The sequence below is a fragment of the Luteibacter anthropi genome (assembly GCF_011759365.1).
GTDB lineage: Bacteria > Pseudomonadota > Gammaproteobacteria > Xanthomonadales > Rhodanobacteraceae > Luteibacter > Luteibacter anthropi.
On record NZ_JAARLZ010000011.1, the window covers coordinates 27,363 to 45,464 of the forward strand.

Annotated in this window: 15 protein-coding genes; 14 read left to right on the forward strand and 1 reads right to left on the reverse strand. The window is 65.5% G+C overall.

Annotation, left to right across the window (positions count from 1 at the left end; all coding sequences use genetic code 11):
• Positions 1–197: 197 nt before the first annotated feature.
• The 11 genes from HBF25_RS17745 to HBF25_RS17795 all read left to right on the forward strand — a co-directional run bounded on the left by HBF25_RS17745 (position 198) and on the right by HBF25_RS17795 (position 12,437).
• A complete protein-coding gene (locus HBF25_RS17745; protein WP_166950806.1) occupies positions 198–1,256 on the forward strand; it encodes a pilus assembly protein PilM in 1,059 nt (352 codons plus the stop codon).
• A complete protein-coding gene (locus tag HBF25_RS17750) occupies positions 1,256–1,870 on the forward strand; it encodes a PilN domain-containing protein (RefSeq protein WP_166950807.1) in 615 nt (204 codons plus the stop codon). Before HBF25_RS17745 ends, HBF25_RS17750 begins: the two co-directional genes overlap by 1 nt.
• Positions 1,867–2,523, forward strand: coding sequence for a type IV pilus inner membrane component PilO (locus HBF25_RS17755; protein ID WP_166950809.1), 657 nt, complete (start codon positions 1,867–1,869; stop codon positions 2,521–2,523). Before HBF25_RS17750 ends, HBF25_RS17755 begins: the two co-directional genes overlap by 4 nt.
• Positions 2,520–3,047, forward strand: a complete 528-nt coding sequence (locus HBF25_RS17760; protein WP_166950810.1) for a pilus assembly protein PilP — start codon at positions 2,520–2,522, stop codon at positions 3,045–3,047. Before HBF25_RS17755 ends, HBF25_RS17760 begins: the two co-directional genes overlap by 4 nt.
• Before the next feature lie 20 nt (positions 3,048–3,067).
• A complete protein-coding gene (locus tag HBF25_RS17765) occupies positions 3,068–5,329 on the forward strand; it encodes a type IV pilus secretin PilQ (protein ID WP_166950811.1) in 2,262 nt (753 codons plus the stop codon).
• A gap of 124 nt (positions 5,330–5,453) precedes the next feature.
• The gene (locus HBF25_RS17770) at positions 5,454–6,446 is read left to right on the forward strand and encodes an AAA family ATPase (RefSeq protein ID WP_166950813.1); all 993 of its coding nucleotides are present in this window, start codon (positions 5,454–5,456) and stop codon (positions 6,444–6,446) included.
• The gene (locus HBF25_RS17775; RefSeq protein ID WP_166950814.1) at positions 6,443–7,363 is read left to right on the forward strand and encodes a DUF58 domain-containing protein; all 921 of its coding nucleotides are present in this window, start codon (positions 6,443–6,445) and stop codon (positions 7,361–7,363) included. Before HBF25_RS17770 ends, HBF25_RS17775 begins: the two co-directional genes overlap by 4 nt.
• Positions 7,363–7,863, forward strand: a complete 501-nt coding sequence (locus HBF25_RS17780; RefSeq protein ID WP_166950815.1) for a DUF4381 domain-containing protein — start codon at positions 7,363–7,365, stop codon at positions 7,861–7,863. The genes HBF25_RS17775 and HBF25_RS17780 overlap by 1 nt, the downstream gene beginning before the upstream one ends.
• The gene (locus tag HBF25_RS17785; protein WP_166951015.1) at positions 7,856–8,836 is read left to right on the forward strand and encodes a VWA domain-containing protein; all 981 of its coding nucleotides are present in this window, start codon (positions 7,856–7,858) and stop codon (positions 8,834–8,836) included. Before HBF25_RS17780 ends, HBF25_RS17785 begins: the two co-directional genes overlap by 8 nt.
• Positions 8,833–10,752: a VWA domain-containing protein gene (locus tag HBF25_RS17790; protein WP_166950816.1), complete on the forward strand. Its 1,920-nt coding sequence runs from the start codon at positions 8,833–8,835 to the stop codon at positions 10,750–10,752. Before HBF25_RS17785 ends, HBF25_RS17790 begins: the two co-directional genes overlap by 4 nt.
• A gap of 2 nt (positions 10,753–10,754) precedes the next feature.
• A complete protein-coding gene (locus HBF25_RS17795) occupies positions 10,755–12,437 on the forward strand; it encodes a BatD family protein (RefSeq protein WP_166950817.1) in 1,683 nt (560 codons plus the stop codon).
• Here the strand turns inward: HBF25_RS17795 and HBF25_RS17800 are convergent.
• Complete coding sequence (locus tag HBF25_RS17800; RefSeq protein WP_166950818.1) at positions 12,425–12,952, reverse strand: O-acetyl-ADP-ribose deacetylase; 528 nt, start codon at positions 12,950–12,952, stop codon at positions 12,425–12,427. The two genes, HBF25_RS17795 and HBF25_RS17800, sit on opposite strands and share 13 nt — an antisense overlap.
• Positions 12,953–13,029: 77 nt before the next feature.
• Here HBF25_RS17800 and HBF25_RS17805 point away from each other — a divergent pair, with 77 nt between their 5' ends.
• The 3 genes from HBF25_RS17805 to HBF25_RS17815 all read left to right on the forward strand — a co-directional run bounded on the left by HBF25_RS17805 (position 13,030) and on the right by HBF25_RS17815 (position 17,860).
• Positions 13,030–13,491, forward strand: coding sequence for a MarR family winged helix-turn-helix transcriptional regulator (locus tag HBF25_RS17805; protein ID WP_166950819.1), 462 nt, complete (start codon positions 13,030–13,032; stop codon positions 13,489–13,491).
• 114 nt (positions 13,492–13,605) lie between these two features.
• Positions 13,606–14,745 (forward strand): efflux RND transporter periplasmic adaptor subunit, encoded by a 1,140-nt coding sequence (locus HBF25_RS17810; protein WP_166950820.1) that lies wholly within the window; start codon positions 13,606–13,608, stop codon positions 14,743–14,745.
• 10 nt (positions 14,746–14,755) lie between these two features.
• Positions 14,756–17,860 carry an efflux RND transporter permease subunit gene (locus tag HBF25_RS17815; protein WP_166950821.1) on the forward strand — a complete coding sequence of 1,035 codons (3,105 nt, stop codon included), beginning with the start codon at positions 14,756–14,758 and terminating at the stop codon, positions 17,858–17,860.
• The last annotated feature ends 242 nt before the right edge of the window (positions 17,861–18,102 follow it).

The window sequence follows — 18,102 nt, forward strand, 5'->3', positions numbered from 1 at the left end:
AGAGCCTCCCCGGCCTCCCGGACGGGCACCCGGGGCTCGACGGAAGGTCAACGGGATTCGCTAACCCAGTGATGGGATTTGTGAAATAGTGCCTATAAGTGGCCAGAAACGGCCGTTGCCAATCCGTTAAGTTTTCGATCTAATGCCTTCGCGCCGACAAACCAATTCCGACAAAGGCGCGGGGAAAGGGGGACACCGTGGGGCTCTTTACACCCAAATCGACGCCGCTCATTGGCGTCGACATAAGCTCGACCGCCGTCAAGCTGCTCCAGCTGAGCCAGGCGGGCGGCCGCTTCAAGGTCGAGCACTACGCGGTGGAGCCCCTGCCGCCCAACGCCGTGGTTGAGAAGAACATCGTCGAGGTGGAAGCCGTGGGCGAGGCGATCCGCCGCGCGCTGGCCCGCTCGGGCTCGAAGCTGAAGCACGCTTCGGCCGCCGTGGCAGGCTCCGCGGTCATCACCCGCGTCATCCCCATGTCGGCCGATCTCTCCGAAGACGACCTGGAAGGCCAGATCCTGGTGGAGGCCAACCAGTACATCCCGTACCCCATCGAGGAAGTCAGCCTCGATTTCGAGGTGCTGGGGCCGGTCCGCGACAACCCTGAGATGAACAATGTCCTGCTCGCGGCCTCGCGCACCGAGAACGTGGACATGCGCATCGCCGCGCTCGACCTGGGCGGCCTCACGGCCAAGGTGATCGACGTCGAGGCGTTTGCCATGGAGAACGCCTTCGGCATGGTGGCCGACCAGCTCGCCGTGCCGCGCGAGGCCCTGGTCGCCATGGTGGACATCGGCGCCACCATGACCACCCTGGCCGTGCTGAAGAACCAGCGCACCATTTATTCCCGCGAGCAGGTCTTCGGCGGCAAGCAGCTCACCGACGAGATCATGCGCCGCTACGGCCTCTCCTACGAGGAGGCCGGTCGCGCCAAGCGCAAGGGCGGCCTGCCCGAGTCCTACGAGATGGAAGCCCTTGAGCCGTTCAAGGAGTCGCTGGTGCAGCAGGTCAGCCGCCTGCTCCAGTTCTTCTTCGCCGGCAGCGAATACAGCCGTGTCGACCAGGTGGTGCTGGCCGGCGGTTGCGCCTCCATCGAAGGCATCACCGAACTGCTCGAACAGCAGATCGGCGTACCGTGCGTCGTTGCCAACCCGCTCGCCCGCATGGCCCTGTCCAGCCGCGTGCAGGCCCAGACCCTGGCCCAGGATGCTCCCGCGCTGATGATTGCCGTGGGCCTGGCCATGAGGAGCTTCGACTGATGGCACGGATCAACCTGCTTCCCTGGCGCGCCGACCGGCGCAAGGTCCGCGAACGGGAGTTCTACGCCCAGCTCGGCCTTGCCTTTGGCGCGGCGCTGGTGGTGCTGATCGCGTGGTCGTTCTGGATGGATGCGCGCATCGACAACCAGAACGACCGCAATACGTACCTGCAGGGCGAGATCAAGCAGCTCGACGACCGCATCGCGAAGATCAAGGACCTGGAAAAGGTGCGCGCCGACCTGCTGCAACGCAAGCAGATCATCGAGCAGCTCCAGGCCAACCGCGCGCAGATGGTTCACCTGTTCGACGAGCTGGTGAAGACGATCCCGGCCAGTGCCCGCCTCACGGGGATGAAACAGGCGGGAGACTCGATGTCGCTGGACGGCGTATCCCAGTCCAATTCGAGCGTGGCCGATTACATGCGCAATATCGAAGCCTCTCCGTGGATGGGGCACGCCGACCTGCGCAAGACCGAAAACACCCACGACGCCTCACGCATGCCCTATGCCTTCGGCCTCGACGTACACCTGACGACGCCTGTCGACTCGACGCAGGCCGAAGATCCTTCATCGGCAAAGCCCGCTGCTCCGGCCAAGGCAGGAGCAAAGCCATGAAATTCGTAGACGATCTTCGTAACCTCGATCGCAACAACATCGGCGGATGGCCGAAGTCGGTGAAGTATTTCTTCACCGGACTGATCTTCGTCGTCGTCACCTTTTTCGGCTGGTATCTCTACATCAGCGACCAGCAGGACCAGCTCGAAGGGCTTGAAAGCCGCGAAGCCGCGCTGAAGACCGAGTTCTCGCAGAAGCAGGCCAAGTCGGCCAATCTCGAAGCGCTGGAACAGCAGCTCAAGGAAATGCAGGACATGCTGCGTACCCTGCTGCGCCAGCTGCCCAGCAAGACGGAGATGCCCGAGCTGCTGGTCGATATCTCGCAGACGGCACTCGCCGCCGGCATCGAGAACGAGCTGTTCCAGCCCGGTCCGGAAACACCGCGCGATTTCTACGCCGAGAAACCGATCACCTTGCGGATGGTGGGCACCTATCACCAGTTCGGAAGCTTCATCAGCGGCGTGGCATCGCTGCCGCGCGTGGTGATCCTGACCCTGCACGACGTCTCCCTGAGTCCCAAGGATAAAGATGCCGGCAAGAAGGGCGGTGATTCGGGCCTGCTGATCCTGCAGGGCACCGTGAAGACTTACCGTTACCTGGATGACGACGAAGCGGCAGAGCAATCCAAGGCAGCGAAGGGAGCCAGGAAATGACAGCGTCTCTCTCGCGTGGGCGTGTCGTCCTGCTTGCGCTCTCCGTGGCATCTGCACTGGCCGGCTGCACCAGCGGCACCTCGGACCTGCACGAGTGGGTGGATGCCGAGAAACACAAGAAAGGCGAGCCCATCCCCCCGCTCCCGGTACTGCGTACCTTCGAGACCTTCGCCTACCAGGACCAGAACGCCCGCGATCCCTTCAGCCCGAGCGCGGCGGAAGCGGATGCCTCGACGACATCGGGGACACGGCCTGACGAAAACCGTCCGAAGGAGCCGCTGGAGATGTTCTCGCTCGACACCCTGCGCATGGTGGGCACGATCGGGACGGGCAACGCGCTGGAAGCCCTGGTCAAGGACCCGGGCGGGGTGATCCACAAGGTTCACCGCAACGAATACATGGGGCAGGCCTACGGCCGCGTCACCGCCGTCGGGGAAGACCACATCGATCTGGTCGAGCTGGTTCCCAATGGCACGGGCGGCTGGATGGAGCGCCCGGCAAGCATATCGGTCGGCGACAAATGAGTATCTCGGGGATGACGCACATGACCACCATTTTCCACCTCCTGCCGGGACGCGCGCGTCGCTGGGTTCTGGGTGCGGCACTAGCCGCATCGGCAGGATTCGCCGGCCAGGCGGTTGCCGCCAACGCCCTGCGCAACATCAGTTATGACGCGCAGCCGGGCGGTCGCGTGGAGCTGACGCTCGCGTTCAGCGAGAAGGCGCCTGATCCGAAGGTGTTCACGACCAGCAACCCACCGCGCATCGCGATCGACCTCGCCGATACCACCAATACGTTCAGCTCCCGTCACCTGGATATCGCCAAGGGCGCGACGTCGGGCGTATCCATCGTGTCGGCAGGGGGGCGCACGCGTGTCACCGTGGAGTTATTCCGTGACTCGGCCTACAAGACGCGCGTCGATGGCAACAACCTGATCGTCACCGTCAACAATGGCCCCACCGGTGCCACGACGACCACGGCCATCGTGTCCGACCCGACCAAGGCGCTGCCCTCGAGTGCCGGCGTGCCGCTGTCGAACATCGACTTCCGTCGCGGCCAGAACGGCGAAGGCCGTGTGCTCATCACCCTGGGCAACAGTGCCACCACACCGGAAATGCGCCGCCAGGGCGATCACGTGCTCGTGAGCATGCCCGGTTCCAGCCTGCCGCCCAAACTGGCGCAGCGCCTGGACGTGCTCGATTTCGCCACCCCCGTCCAGTCGATCGAATCGAAGGCCGCAGCGGGCGGTGCTCATATGGACATCGCCACCAAGGGCGAGGTTGAAGTTTCGTCCTACCAGAGTGGCAACGACTACGTGGTCGAGGTGGCACCGAAGAAGGCCGCCCAGCCCTCGGCAAAGAATGCGAAGGCCGGACAGGAAACCGTCTATGCCGGTTCGCGTCTCACCTTCAATTTTCAGGACATCCCCGTTCGCTCTGCACTCCAGTTGATCGCCGACGAGGCGAAGCTGAACCTGGTGGCATCCGACAGCGTGGCCGGCAGCGTAACCCTGCGACTGGTGAACACGCCCTGGGACCAGGCGCTCGATGTGATCCTGCGCGCAAAGGGCCTGGACAAGCGCCGTAGCGGCAACGTGATCTGGATCGCTCCGCAGGCCGAGCTGGCGAACTACGAACAGAGCCTTGCCGACGCGCGGCAGAAGGCCGAAGACAGCGCGGAGCTCATTTCGGATTACATCCCCATCAGCTACGGCAAGGCGCAGGACATCGCCAAGCTGCTGACCCAGGGAAGCATGCAGTCCACCAGTGGTGGTGGCCAGACAGGCAACCAGGCACATGGATTCCTGTCGCCTCGGGGAAGCGTATCGTTTGACGATCGTACGAACACCCTGCTTATCAACGATACGCCGGACAAGATCCGCGACCTGCGGGAGCTCGTGGGAACACTGGATCGACCGGTCCAGCAGGTGCTGATCGAGTCCCGCATCGTGGCTGCCACCGACACGTTCACTCGTGCCCTGGGTGTGCGCTGGGGCGTACAGGCGTTCAATCACAACAACCGCAACCAGATCGTGGGTACATCGCCGGATCTGTCTTCCGGTACCAATGGCACGGGTACCGCAGACCTCGTGACCAGCGTGCGCAACAGCGATGTGAATTACGCGAACGCGCTCGCTCAGCAGGCGGCGAATCCGACTACCACCATTCCCACGCGCAGCCCTTATACGTTGCCTGGCGGCTACAACGTGAACCTGCCCGTATCGAATCCGGCAGGTAGCATCGGCCTTGCCATTCTCGGCTCCAATTACCTGGTGGACCTTGAACTTTCGGCAGCACAAACCGAAGGCCGTGGCGAGGTGATCTCCAGTCCGCGCGTGATCACGGCCAACCAGCAGGAAGCCGTGATCAAGCAGGGTACCCAGATCGGCTACGTGACCTACCAGGCCTCCAGCTCGGGCGGTGGCGCACAGAACGCTACCGTGCAGTTCAAGGATGCCGTACTCGAATTGCGTGTGACGCCGACGATCACCGCCGACAGCCGCGTCTATCTCAAGATCAACGTCAAGAAGGATGCCCTGGCTCGCCTGGTGGACAGCCCGGGAGGCGGCTCGGTGCCGCAGATCGACACGCGTGAGATCAATACCTCGGTGCTGGTCGACAACGGGCAGACGGTCGTCCTCGGCGGCATCTACGAGATCACCAAGTCGAACACCATCTCCAAGGTGCCAGGTCTCGGTGACATCCCGGGTCTGGGCGTGCTGTTCCGCCGTACCAGCCGGCAGAACGACAAGGCCGAGCTGCTGATCTTCGTCACGCCACGCATCCTGAGCGATACGTTGCAGTAAACCGCGCCGAGCGGGCGGGCGAGGGGGCGGCAACGCTCTTTCGCCCGGTCCCCAACCTTCGGCCCTAAACTTCTCGGGCTCGCTGTGGTCTCATCGGTCCTCCGCCCGTTGTAGAGATCCGCCGATGTCCGACACGCCGACCGCCGCCACGCCGCTACAAGAGGCGTTTGTCCGCCTGCGCGAGGAGCTGTCTCGCGGCATCATCGGCCAGCCGCACCTGGTCGAGTGCCTGCTGGTCGCCCTGCTGGCCGACGGCCACCTGCTGGTCGAAGGCGCTCCCGGCCTGGCCAAGACCACGGCGATCAAGGCGCTGGCGACCCGCGTGGAAGCCGATTTCCACCGTATCCAGTTCACGCCCGACCTGCTGCCGGCGGACCTCACCGGCACCGACATCTTCCGTCCGCAGACCGGCACCTTCGAATTCGAGCGCGGGCCGCTGTTCCACAACATCGTGCTCGCCGATGAGATCAACCGCGCGCCGGCCAAGGTGCAGTCCGCCCTGCTGGAGGCCATGGCCGAGCGGCAGATCACCATCGGCCGCCGCACCTGGCCGCTGCCCGAGCTGTTCATGGTGATGGCTACCCAGAACCCGATCGAGCAGGAAGGCACCTTCGCGCTTCCCGAGGCGCAGCTCGACCGCTTCCTGATGCATGTGACCATCGGCTATCCCGATGCCGATGCCGAGCTGGCGATCCTGCGCCTGGCCCGCAACCAGGCCCGCGAGGCGATGCATCCGGTGACGCCCGTGGCGCACCTGTTGCGACCCGGCGATGTCTTCGCCGCGCGCGATGCGGTACTGGCCGTGCACATGGCCGAGCCGCTGGAGCGCTATATCACCCAGCTCGTGGTGGCCTCGCGCGAAGCCGGCAAGTACGGTCCCGAACTCGCCCGCTGGATCGCCTGGGGCGCCAGCCCGCGCGCCAGCATCGCGCTGGACCGCTGCTCGCGTGCGCATGCATGGCTGGCCGGGCGCGACTACGTACTGCCCGAAGACATCCACGCCGTGGCCCACGACGTGCTCCGCCACCGCGTGCTGCCGAGCTACGAGGCGGAAGCCGAGGGGGTGCGTGTCGATACCATCGTGGATCGCCTGCTGGACCTCGTGCCGCTGCCGTGAACGCCGCCGTCCCCGCCGCCGACGGGCGCGTACGCGTTTCGCTGCCCGAACTGATCGCCCTGCGCTCGCGCGTGGCCCGCGCACCTGCGCCGCCCGTCGTTTCCCGTGCGCCACGCAGCGGCCAGCGTCCCGGTCGTCTTCACGGACGTGGCATGGATTACGCCGAATCGCGTGTCTACCAGGCCGGCGACGATGTACGGCGCATGGACTGGCGCCTCACGGCACGCAGCGGCGTGGCGCATACCAAGTTGTTCCAGGAAGAACGCGAAGGCCGCCTGCTCGTGATGCTCGACATGAACACGAGCATGCGTTTCGGTACCCGCACGCGCTTCAAGTCCGTGCAGGCGGCGCGTGCCGCGGCCATGGCAACGTGGTACGCCATTCGCGGCGGTGATCGCGTCGGCGTACTGGCTTTCGGCGGACAGCGGCAGCTGATCCGGCCGCAAGGTGGGTCGCGCGGCGCGCTGGCCGTGGCCGGTGCCATCGCCGCGTGGGATGCGTTGCCCCAGGGCGACGACGAATCGCTTTCGGCGGCACTGCAACGCGCCGGGCGGCTGATGCATGGCGCTTCGCGCGTGCTTGTGGTCACGGACGGCTTCTGCATCGACGACGCTTCGCGCGGCCGCATGCTGGGGCTGGTGGGCAAGGCGGAGGTATCCGTGCTGGTCGTGGCCGATCCGCTGGAGATGGCCGAGCCGCCGGCAGGACGCTACCCCTTCGCTCATCGCGGCGCACATTTCGATGTTGCGCTTTACGGGGACCGGCAGCGCGCCGACTTCCTCCGCTCGCTGGGTGAAGGACGCCATCGCATCGATACGCTGGCCTCGTCGCTCGGCCTTCGTCATCGCACGCTCGATACCACGGCCGATCCGCTCGATGCCGTGGTTGCGTTGCTCGGCACCACGAGGGCCATGTGATGCCGCCGAAGGCTCCTGAACTCAGGGATATCCACGTTCCCCACGTCCCCGCATGGTGGCCGCTGGCGCCGGGCTGGTGGGTGCTCGCCGCGCTGCTGGTCATCGTCGTGATCGCCGTGGTGCTGTTATTGCGCCGTCGTCGCGCATGGCGGCGGCAGGTCGACAAAGTGCTTGCGGAGCTGCATGGTGCGCGCGATCAGCATGCGCGCGACGGCGATACCGCTGCCTTCGCCACCGCGGCCAGCCAGCTGCTTCGCCGCGTGGCACGCACGCGCGATTCCCGCAGCGTCACGCTTTCCGGTGATGCATGGCGTGGCGTGCTGGCACTTTATGGTCCGAAGGTCCCGACAGACCGGCTGGCTGCGTTGGATACGGCCATGTATCAACCCAACGCCGCGCTCGATGTGCAAGCCACGTCCCGCGATGTCGAAGCATGGATACGTACCGCGCTGCGTCGCCAGCCGCGCTCGCAGGGGAGGGTCTCGCATGTCCCTGCCTGAATTCGCGTGGCCGTGGTTGTTCGCGGCGCTGCCGCTGCCGTGGTTGCTGAGGCATGTGTTGCGACCGGTGAAACCCGCGCAGGCACTCAATCTTCCGCACCCTGGTCTCGCCCTGTCGCAGGGCCCGCTCGGCCGGGCCCCCTTTGCGGCGACGGTTCTGCTGGTGCTCGCCTGGATCTGCCTCGTCGTCGCGGCGGCGCGGCCGCAGCGACTGGGCCCACCCGAGCCGCAGCACCGCAGCGGCCGCGCCACGATGCTGGCGGTCGACCTGTCGGGCAGCATGTCGCTGGACGACATGGAGCTGGCTGGTCGCACGGTCACCCGGTTCGCCGCCGTGGAAGCCATCGCCGGCGACTTCATCGATCGCCGCGTCGGCGACGAACTGGGCCTCATCCTCTTTGGTACACAGGCGTATCTGGTCACACCACTCACCTACGACCTCGACGCGGTGCGTGCACAATTGCACGAGGCTGTCGTCGGCCTTCCCGGACGCGAGACCGCCATCGGCGATGCGCTTGCGGTGGCGGTGAAGCGCCTGGCCGACATGCCCGAGCAGGCGCGCGTCGTCGTGTTGCTGACCGATGGCGTGAACAACGCCGGTTCGATCGCACCGCGTGAAGCGGCACGTGCAGCGAAAGCGGCCGGCGTGCGCATCTACACGATTGGCATCGGTGCCACGGCGATGCGCGTGCCGGATTTCTTTGGCTCCCGCGTGGTGAATCCGTCGGCGGACCTCGACGTCAGCATGCTCACCGATATCGCCCATGAAACCGGCGGACGCTTCTTCCGTGCGACCGACACCAACCAGCTTGCGCAGGCCTATCGCGAGATCGACTCGCTGGAGCCCGTGCCGCAACAAGGCGCATCGCTGCGCCCGCGTTATGAGTTGTTCCGCTGGCCTCTTCTGGCTTCGTTGCTGCTGCTGGCGCTCGCCGCCGTGCCGCGATATCTCGGCCGGAGGACCACGGCATGAGTGCGTTCTTCGGTGCGTTCCATTTCATCGAACCGCGCTGGCTGTGGTTGCTGGTGCTGGTACCCGTTCTTGGCTGGCTGGTGTCGCGGCGCTCCGGAGGCACCCATGTGCTGACGAAGCTGGCCGATCCGGCGCTGTTGCCTTATCTGCTCGACGGCAAGCCGGGTTCTTCGCGTGGCCCGGTCGCGGCCTTCGTTTCGGCGGCGATACTGGCCGTGCTGGCCCTGGCCGGCCCCACCTGGAACCGGCAGACGCAGCAACTGTTCGCCGAGCATGCCGCGCAGGTCGTGGTGGTCTCGATGTCGCAACACATGCTTTCGCATGACATCGTGCCCGACCGTCTCAGTCGCGCACGCTACAAGGTGCGCGAGCTCTATACCGCCAACCGCGATGGCATGAACGCGCTGGTGGCCTATACCGGTGAGCCATTCATGGTGGCGCCGCTGACCACCGATGCGCATAGCGTCGACGACCTGCTGTCTGCACTGGCGCCCGATACACTGCCGGTCGGCGGTGACGATCCGGCCAAGGCCATCGACATGGCGGCCGCCCTGATCCATCGTGCCGACATCCGCGGTGGTTCCATCGTACTGGTGACCGATCATGCGGATGATGCGGCCGATGCCGCCGCGCGCCGGGCACGCAGCGCAGGCAACCGGGTGTCCGTACTGGGTATCGGCACCACGCGCGGCGGTCCCATTGCCAGTGACGACGGTGGCTTTCTCAAGGATGCGCAGGGTGCCGTGGTGATGGCGCAGCGCGACGATGCATCGCTGTCCGCCCTGGCCGCTGCCGGTGGTGGTCGTTACGTGCCCGTGTCGGCCGACGGCTCGGATGTCGCCACGCTGGCGACGATGCTGCACGGCGACGATGACGGCAAGGCTGTCGACGGCGCTACGTCCGGGCAATGGCAGGATCGCGGTCCCTGGCTGCTCATCCCCCTGTTGCCGCTGGTGGCCCTGGCATTTCGTCGTGGCTGGTTGCTCCTGCTGGCGCTGGCCATCCTGCCGCTGTCTCCGGTACGCGCGGATGGACTCACCGACCTGTTCCGCACGCGCGACCAGCAGGCACAGAACGCGCTGGCCTCAGGCGATGCGAAACGCGCGCAGGCCCTGGCCGACAATCCGGGCCTGCGTGGCGCGGCAGCCTATCGTGCAGGAGACTATGCAGCGGCTGAGGCTGCGCTCACCCACGGCACGGATAGCGACTCGCAATACAACCTGGGCAATGCGCTGGCGAAACAGCAGCGTTACGAAGATGCCGTGGCTGCCTACGACCGCGCGCTGAAGGCCAACCCTGCGAATGTCGATGCGGCGGCCAACAAGAAGTCCGTGGAAGACTTCATGAAGCAGCAGGAGCCCAGGGACGACAAGAATACGAAGAACGACAAGAAGGGCGGTAGCGGCGGCCAGGGCCAGCAGAATCCCAAGGACAAGGGCGAGAACCAGAACCAGAACCAGGGCCAGGACTCGCAGAAGGGCGACCAGGGTTCGCAGGGCGGCCAGCCATCGGGTGACAAGGGCGGCGAAGACAAGGCCGGCCAGCAGGGCTCACAGGACAAGGCCGGCGAAGGCGAGGGCAGCGATCGTGGCAAGGATCAAGGCAAGGGAGAGGCGCCGCAAGGCGACCCCGCGCAGAAGTCCGCCGCCGAACGCGCGCAGGCCGAGCAGGCGCAGTCCGCCCTGAAAAACCAGATGGACAAGGCACTCGCGGGCCAGCAAGGCAAGGACGGAAAGGACGGCGACGACAAGGGACACGACCTTGGCACGCTGTCCCAGGACGATGGTTCGTCGAAGCTTCCCGCCGACGTACGGCGCGCGCTGATGCGCGTGCCCGATGATCCGGGTGGCCTGCTGCGACGGAAATTCATGCTCGAGTACCAGCGTCGGCAGGGCGTTGCGGAGCCGGAGGAATGACGATGCGTGGTATGCGATACCTCCCCTTGCTGGCCTTGTGGCCGATGCTCGCCCTGGCGCAGTCCGCCGGGCCGACGGCATCGCTCGACCGCAGCAAGGTGGGCATGGGCGAGACAGTGACGCTCAACATCGAGATGGGCGAAGACGATGCCGGCACGCCGGACCTGTCCCCGTTGATGGGCGACTTCATCGTGCTGGGTACATCGACCAACCACTCGCTCAGCATCGTCAACGGACAGCGCGAGGCACACAACATCCTCGGCATCGCCCTGCGTCCCCGCCACCAAGGCCACCTCACGGTGCCGGCGTTGCAGGTAGGCTCACGCAAGACGCAGCCGCTCGGACTGGACGTACAGGCGTCCGATCAGGGCGGGCCGGCCGCGGCTGATCGCCCCATTGCGCTTGAAGGCAAGGCCGATCCTGCGCAGGCCTATGTCGGGCAGCAGATCGATTACACGTTGCGGCTCTATTTCGCCGTGAACCTGGCCGATGGCCAGCTGGGCGACCCAGCCGCCGAGGGCGCGGAAATACGCCGTGTCGGCCAGGACGCCAACTACCAGACGATGCGCGGCGGACGCCGCTTCAACGTGGTGGAACGCCATTACGCGATCTTTCCCCAGCATGCGGGCACGCTGGAGATCCAGCCGCCCACGTTCCAGGGAACCGCGGTGGACCCCAACGACGCGGGCTCGTTCTTCGGGGCCGGCGATCCGGTGAATGCCGTTGCCGACAAGGTGCGCGTCGAAGTGAAGACGCGGCCGTCGGCAGCAGCGGACGGCGCATGGATTCCCGCACGTGCGCTCACACTGTCGATCGACGGCATGCCGGCCGATGGCAAGGGCACGGTGGGGCAGCCGGTGACGCTCACCATGCGTCTGGATGCCACGGGCATGCCGTTCGAAGCCCTGCCTGCGTTGTCCCTGCCGAAGCTCGATGGTGCGGACGTCTATCCGGACAAACCGGTTACCGGTGGCAGCAGCAGTGGTGCATGGGTGACCGGGCGCCGGCAGCAGAGTTTCGCCGTGGTGCCGACACGCCCCGGCACGCTGCACATTCCCGAAACCACGCTGCACTGGTGGAATGTCGTCACCGATAAGCCGGAAGTGGCGACGCTGCCAGCGCGCGATCTCCAGATCGTGGCGGCTACGGGCTCGCAGGCAACCTCGCCGAAAAGCGTGCTGCCGCAACCATCCAGCGATGTATCGCCTGTCGCGAGTCCCGTAACGACGCCGGCTCCGGCCACGTCACCGCCCTGGTGGCGATGGGCGTTCTTCGGCGTGCTGGCACTGTGGCTGCTGACCCTCGTTGCGTGGATCTGGCGTGCACGCCGGGCCCGTCCGGCAAAGGGTGGCCCAGCAGCGTCCGGTCAGGAGCCTGTGCGCGAAGGCCCGGCGAAACAGGCCTTCCTGAAGGCGACGCTATCGGGGGATCCGGCCATCGTGGAGCAGGCGTTGCTGGCCTGGGCGCGCACGGTGCGGCCGGGAATCCGGTCGGTCGGCGCTCTGTCGGCCGCTTTGCGTCCGGGGCCGCAGCGAGAGGCGATCGCCGCCTTGCAGAAGACCCGGTTCGCCGGTGGCACCTGGCAGGAGGAGCCCCTCCGCGTCGCGTTCACCGGTGGCTTCGACTGGGCGCCGCCGGCAGGTGCTGGTCCGGATGACCTTTTGCCGCCGCTTTATCCGCGCTGAGCAGGCTGGCCCAGCGCGGCGCGATAGGCGGCGGTGGCCGCCGCGCCGAACGTACAGAAGGTCACCTCGGCCGGTTGCCATTCGGCCGTCTGGACGGCTTTCATGGCGATGGCCGTGGCGGCTTCCAGCGGATATCCATACACCCCCGTACTGATGGCGGGAAAGGCGATGCTCTGGATACCGTGCTCATGGGCGAGTTTGAGACTATTCCGATAACAGGCGGCCAGTAATTCCGCCTCACCGCTCGATCCGCCATGCCAGAGAGGGCCCACGGTGTGGATCACATGGCCGGCAGGAAGCCCGAAACCGCCGGTGATACGGGCCTCGCCGGTCGGGCAGCGCACGCCCGGCGAAACCTCCGGCAAAGCCCGGCAGGCCGCCAGAAGCGCGCTTCCCGCCGCCCTGTGGATGGCACCGTCGACCCCACCTCCGCCCAGCAGGGTTTCGTTGGCCGCATTCACGACGGCACCGACGTTCAGGGTTGTGATGTCCGTTTCGAGCAAGTGGATGTTCATGGGTGTTTTTTACTGTGACGACCGCGTGTCAAACCGCTAGGATGGGGTTTCCCGCCGCGCCGTCCTTATGAAGGTTTATGGTCGACCAGCTCAAAGTTGAAGATATCTCGTTCGCCTACCTGATCAACGACGTCACCCTGCTTTTCCGCAAGCATTTTGACCGGCGGGCGGTGAAGTTCGGCCTGACCCGTGCCCAGTGGCGGGCGCTCAAGGCATTGCACCGCACGCCGGGCATGCGCCAGAACGAACTGGCCGAGCGGCTGGAAATGGAGCCCATCGCGGTGGGCCGCGTCATCGACCGCCTCCAGGCGGCCGGCTTCGTCGAACGTCGCGCCGATCCGAAGGATCGCCGCGCCTGGCGCCTGCACGACACCGAGCAGGCCCGGGGCATCATCGACGACATGGAAGACATCGCCAAAGGCCTCCGCAAGGACGCCGTGGAAGGCATTGCGATGGAAGACCTGCAGACGACACTCGCGGTTCTCAACCGCATGAAGGAGAATCTGCAGGGTCTCGACGGTCCGGCCGAGGAAGGCTGAGGCCCCGGGTCAACCGAATCGCCGGGCAACCGTTCGCTATAAGGTTGTCCGACCCAAAAACATGTCCGCGTCCCCGCGCGGCGACCGATCCAGGTGGAGTCGGCCGGAGCACTCATGCAGCGATCCCCAGGGAAGAAACTCGTCCTCGTCGTAGGCCTCGTGGCCGTGGCCGCCGTGGCGGCGGGTATCTGGCGCCACGACGCCGGAAGCAAGGACGTGCAGACCAAGGGCAAGACAGCACAGGCGCAGGCCGGCGTGCCGGTCACCACGGATCTCGCCACACGCGGGGAAATCGATCTCTCGCTGAAGGTCATCGGCCGTGCCGAGGCCTATTCCACCGTGAACGTGCGCTCGCGCGTGAACGGCCAGCTTGAGCGTCTGGCGTTTACGCCGGGCAGTCATGTGAAGAAGGGCGACCTGCTCGCGCAGGTGGACCCGCGTCCGCTGAAGGCTGCCCTCGATGCCGCCAAGGGCAATGTCGCCCGTGACGAGGCGTCGCTGGTAAAGGCCGAGGCCGACCTGGAGCGCTACCAGAACATGCTCGGCAAGGGCTTCGTCAGTCGTGCCGACTACGATCTCTACAAGGCCAATCTCGGCGTGGCGCGTGCCAATCTCGAAAGCGATCGCGCCGCCGTGCGTGCCGCGCAGGTGCAGCTCGACTTCACCACCATTGCCGCACCGTTCGATGGCATCACGGGTGCGCCGCTGGCCTATCCCGGCGCGACGCTGAGCGCGGACACCACCGATATCGTCGTGCTCAACGAAGTGGACCCCATCCGCGTGGCCTTCGCCATTCCCGAGGATGGCCTGTCCGCCGTACGCGCAAGTGCGCGACGCGGCACGCTTCCGGTGGAAGCGCACGTACCGGGCGACACCGGCGGTCCCTTGCAGGGCGAGCTGGAATTCATCGACAACGCCGTGGATACCACCACCGGCACCATCGTCCTCAAGGGTCGCTTCGTCAACGCGGATGGTCGCCTCACGCCGGGCCAGTTCGCCGAAGTCACCTTGCCGACCACGCGACTTGCCGATGTCGTAAGTGTTCCCGTCGTGGCTTTGCAGAGCTCCACCTCGGGCAGTTTCGTCTTCGTGGTAAAGCCGGACAACACGGTGGAGCAGCGCACCGTTACCACGGGCGCCGCCTCGGGCAACCGGGTCGTGATCGACAAGGGCCTGCAAGGCGGCGAACGCGTGGTCACCGAAGGCCAGATGCTGCTAGTGGACGGCGCGCGCGTGCGCCTCGACAAGGCCTGAGGGTCCGCGCATGAATCTGCCGGAACTCTGCATCCGCCGGCCCGTGATGACCACGCTGCTGATGGCGGCGCTGGTGATCTTCGGCCTGGCCGCGTACCCGAAGCTGCCCGTCAACGAACTGCCGAACGTGGACTTCCCCACGATCAACATCAGCGCGAGCCTGCCGGGTGCGTCGCCGGAGACGATGGCATCCTCGGTTGCCACGCCGCTGGAAGCGCAGCTGTCCACCATCGCGGGCATCGACTCGATGACCTCGTCCAGTTCGCTGGGCTCCACCACGATCACGGTCACCTTCGCGCTTGATCGCAGCATCGACGGCGCCGCGCAGGACGTGCAGGCCGCCATCTCCGCCGCACAGCGCCAATTGCCGCAGGACATGCCCACGCCGCCCACCTATCGCAAGGTAAACCCGGCGGATGCACCGATCCTGTTCCTCACCATGCAGTCGTCCACGCTGCCGCTTTCCACGGTGGACGACTACGCCGAAACGGAGCTGGCGCAGCGTCTGTCGATGGTCGATGGCGTGGCGCAGGTGAACGTCTACGGCTCGCAGAAGTACGCGGTGCGCATCGCGGTCGATCCGGATCGCCTCGCGGCCACGGGCATCGGCGTGGACCAGATGCGCCAGGCGATCGCCGCGGCCAACGTCAACAAGGCCACCGGTTCGCTCAACGGCAAGCGCCAGTTGCTGTCCATCCGCTCCGATGGCCAGCTCATGCGCGCGGCCGATTACAACCAGGTGGTGGTGGCGTATCGCAACGGCGCGCCCATTCGCCTGTCCGATATCGCCGTGCCGCGTGACAGCGTGCAGGACGACCAGAAGGCCAGCTGGTTCAACGGCCATCGCGCGATCACCCTTGCCATCCAGCGCCAGCCCGGTGCCAACACGGTGGAAACCGTCAATCGCATCCTGGCCCTGCTGCCGGCCTTCTCGGAAACGCTGCCGCCGTCGGTGAAGCTCGACGTGATGTACGACCGCTCGGTGTCCATCCGCGAATCGGTGGCCGACGTGCAGTTCACGCTGATCCTGGCCGGCATCCTCGTGGTGGCGGTGATCTACCTGTTCCTCGGCAATGCCTCGGCCACGCTGATTCCTGCCGTGGCGTTGCCTATCTCGGTACTGGGCACGTTCGGCGCGATGTTCGCCCTGGGCTACAGCCTCGACAACCTGTCTTTGCTGGCGTTGACGCTGGCGGTGGGTTTCGTGGTGGACGATGCCATCGTGATGCTGGAAAACATCATGCGTCATATCGAAATGGGTGAAAAACCCTTCGATGCGGCCGTGAAGGGCGCCAGTGAAATCGGCTTCACCATCTTCTCGATGACACTCTCCCTGGTGGCAGTGTTCATCCCCGTGATGTTCATGGGCGGCATTGTCGGTCGCCTGTTCCACGAGTTTGCCGTGGTCATCAGCGTGTCGATCCTGATCTCGGGCTTCGTCTCGATCACGCTCACGCCGATGCTGTGCAGCCGTTTCGTCAAGGCGCACGACCACGACAAGCGCAGCTTCATCGTGGTGTGGTTCGACAAGGGATTCAGCGCGCTCACGAATGGCTATACGCGCACACTGGGCTGGTGCATGCGTCATCCGCTGACGGTGGTGGCCGTGTTCTTCCTGAGCCTTGCCGCCACGGCCGTGCTCTTCATGGTGACGCCGAAGGATTTCATCCCTGCCGGTGACAGCGGCCAGCTGCGTGTTACCACCGAAGGCCCGACCGATATCTCCTTCTCGGCCATGTCCGCGCGCCAGCAGATGCTGGCGGAAATCGCCGGCAACGATCCGAACATCGAAGGCTATATGTCGAGCGTGGGCGCCGGTGGTGCGCGCGCGACGATCAATTCCGGATCGATCCTGCTACGCCTGAAGCCTGCCGATGAGCGCGGGCACACCACGCCGGACGAGATCATCCAGGAGCTGCGGCACAAGTTTGCCGAGGTGCCGGGTATCCGCACCTATATCCAGAATCCACCCGCCATCCAGGTGGGCGGCCGCCAGTCGAAGGCGCAATACCAGTACACGGTGCAGTCCACCGATCTGCACGCGCTTTACGACTGGTCGGGCAAGCTGGTCACGGCGTTCCAGAAGCTTCCGGGCTTCCAGGACGTCACCACGGATCTCGACCTCAACAGCCCCTCGATGGTCGTCACGGTCAACCGCGACAAGCTGGCGCCGCTGGGCCTCACGATGGAGCAGGTGCAGACCGCGCTCGGTACCGCGTTCGGCGAGAACCAGATTTCCACGATCTATGGCTCGGCCACGCAGTACTGGGTGATCCTTCAGGTGGAACGCCGCATGCAGGATGACCCTGCCGTGCTGTCGAAGCTTTATGTGACCTCGGATACCGGCAAGCTGGTGCCGCTCAATACGGTGGCGCGTTTCGAGCGCAGGCCGCAGGTGCTCACGGTGAATCACCAGGGCCAGCTGCCGGCGGTCACTGTCTCTTTCAATCTGGCGCCGGGTGTGTCGCTGAGCGATGCGGTGCAGAGCATTGATCGCGCCACTACCGAAATGAAGCTTCCCGCGACACTGAGCGGCAGTGTGCAAGGCACGGCGCAGGCCTTCCAGGATTCGGTGAAGGGCATGGGCCTGCTGCTCCTGCTGGCCGTGTTCGTGATCTACCTCGTGCTGGGCATCCTGTACGAGAGCTTCATTCATCCACTCACGATTCTCTCCGGCCTGCCAGCGGCGGCCGTGGGGGCGTTGCTGACGCTGGTGATCTTCCACGCATCGCTCGACCTGTTCGCCTTCGTTGGCATCGTGATGCTGGTGGGTATCGTGAAGAAGAACGCGATCATGATGATCGACTTCGCCCTGGAGCATCAGCGCGATGGTACGGTGTCGCCGTTCGATGCGATCTATGAAGCCTGTCGCGTGCGCTTCCGCCCGATCATGATGACGACGATGGCGGCGTTTGCGGGTACGTTGCCGATTGCACTGGGTATCGGCGCGGGTGCGGAGACACGTCGCCCACTGGGCCTTGCCGTGGTGGGTGGCCTGGTGGTGTCGCAGATCCTGACGCTCTACCTCACACCCGTGATCTACCTGTACATGAATCGCCTGCAAGAGCGCCTGGCGCCGAAGCAGGTAGAAGGCGAGCCGCTGCCGAATCATTGATGCGCCGATACCGCGGCCACCTATCCCTGTAGGAGCGCGCCTTGCGCGCGACCGGTAGGCGGGAATACTGCATCCTTCCGTATCATCGGTCGCGCGCAAGCACGCTCCTACAACAGCGGCGCAATCGCGACAGCCGTTGTGGACGAGTCATGCCCCCATGTAGGAGCGCGCCTGCGCGCGACCGGTGCTACGGGGATGTTGACACCCCTCGTATCACCGGTCGCGCGCGAGGCGCGCTCCTA

What these genes read in the sequence shown, in the direction of transcription:
- HBF25_RS17800 (WP_166950818.1), bottom strand. Translation starts at nt 12,952, where the DNA reads ATGAACATCCACTTGCTCGAAACGGACATCACAACCCTGAACGTCGGT.
- HBF25_RS17815 (WP_166950821.1), top strand. Translation starts at nt 14,756, where the DNA reads ATGAATCTGCCGGAACTCTGCATCCGCCGGCCCGTGATGACCACGCTG.
- HBF25_RS17770 (WP_166950813.1), top strand. Translation starts at nt 5,454, where the DNA reads ATGTCCGACACGCCGACCGCCGCCACGCCGCTACAAGAGGCGTTTGTC.
- HBF25_RS17750 (WP_166950807.1), top strand. Translation starts at nt 1,256, where the DNA reads ATGGCACGGATCAACCTGCTTCCCTGGCGCGCCGACCGGCGCAAGGTC.
- HBF25_RS17760 (WP_166950810.1), top strand. Translation starts at nt 2,520, where the DNA reads ATGACAGCGTCTCTCTCGCGTGGGCGTGTCGTCCTGCTTGCGCTCTCC.
- HBF25_RS17810 (WP_166950820.1), top strand. Translation starts at nt 13,606, where the DNA reads ATGCAGCGATCCCCAGGGAAGAAACTCGTCCTCGTCGTAGGCCTCGTG.
- HBF25_RS17795 (WP_166950817.1), top strand. Translation starts at nt 10,755, where the DNA reads ATGCGTGGTATGCGATACCTCCCCTTGCTGGCCTTGTGGCCGATGCTC.
- HBF25_RS17780 (WP_166950815.1), top strand. Translation starts at nt 7,363, where the DNA reads ATGCCGCCGAAGGCTCCTGAACTCAGGGATATCCACGTTCCCCACGTC.
- HBF25_RS17765 (WP_166950811.1), top strand. Translation starts at nt 3,068, where the DNA reads ATGACCACCATTTTCCACCTCCTGCCGGGACGCGCGCGTCGCTGGGTT.
- HBF25_RS17755 (WP_166950809.1), top strand. Translation starts at nt 1,867, where the DNA reads ATGAAATTCGTAGACGATCTTCGTAACCTCGATCGCAACAACATCGGC.
- HBF25_RS17790 (WP_166950816.1), top strand. Translation starts at nt 8,833, where the DNA reads ATGAGTGCGTTCTTCGGTGCGTTCCATTTCATCGAACCGCGCTGGCTG.
- HBF25_RS17805 (WP_166950819.1), top strand. Translation starts at nt 13,030, where the DNA reads ATGGTCGACCAGCTCAAAGTTGAAGATATCTCGTTCGCCTACCTGATC.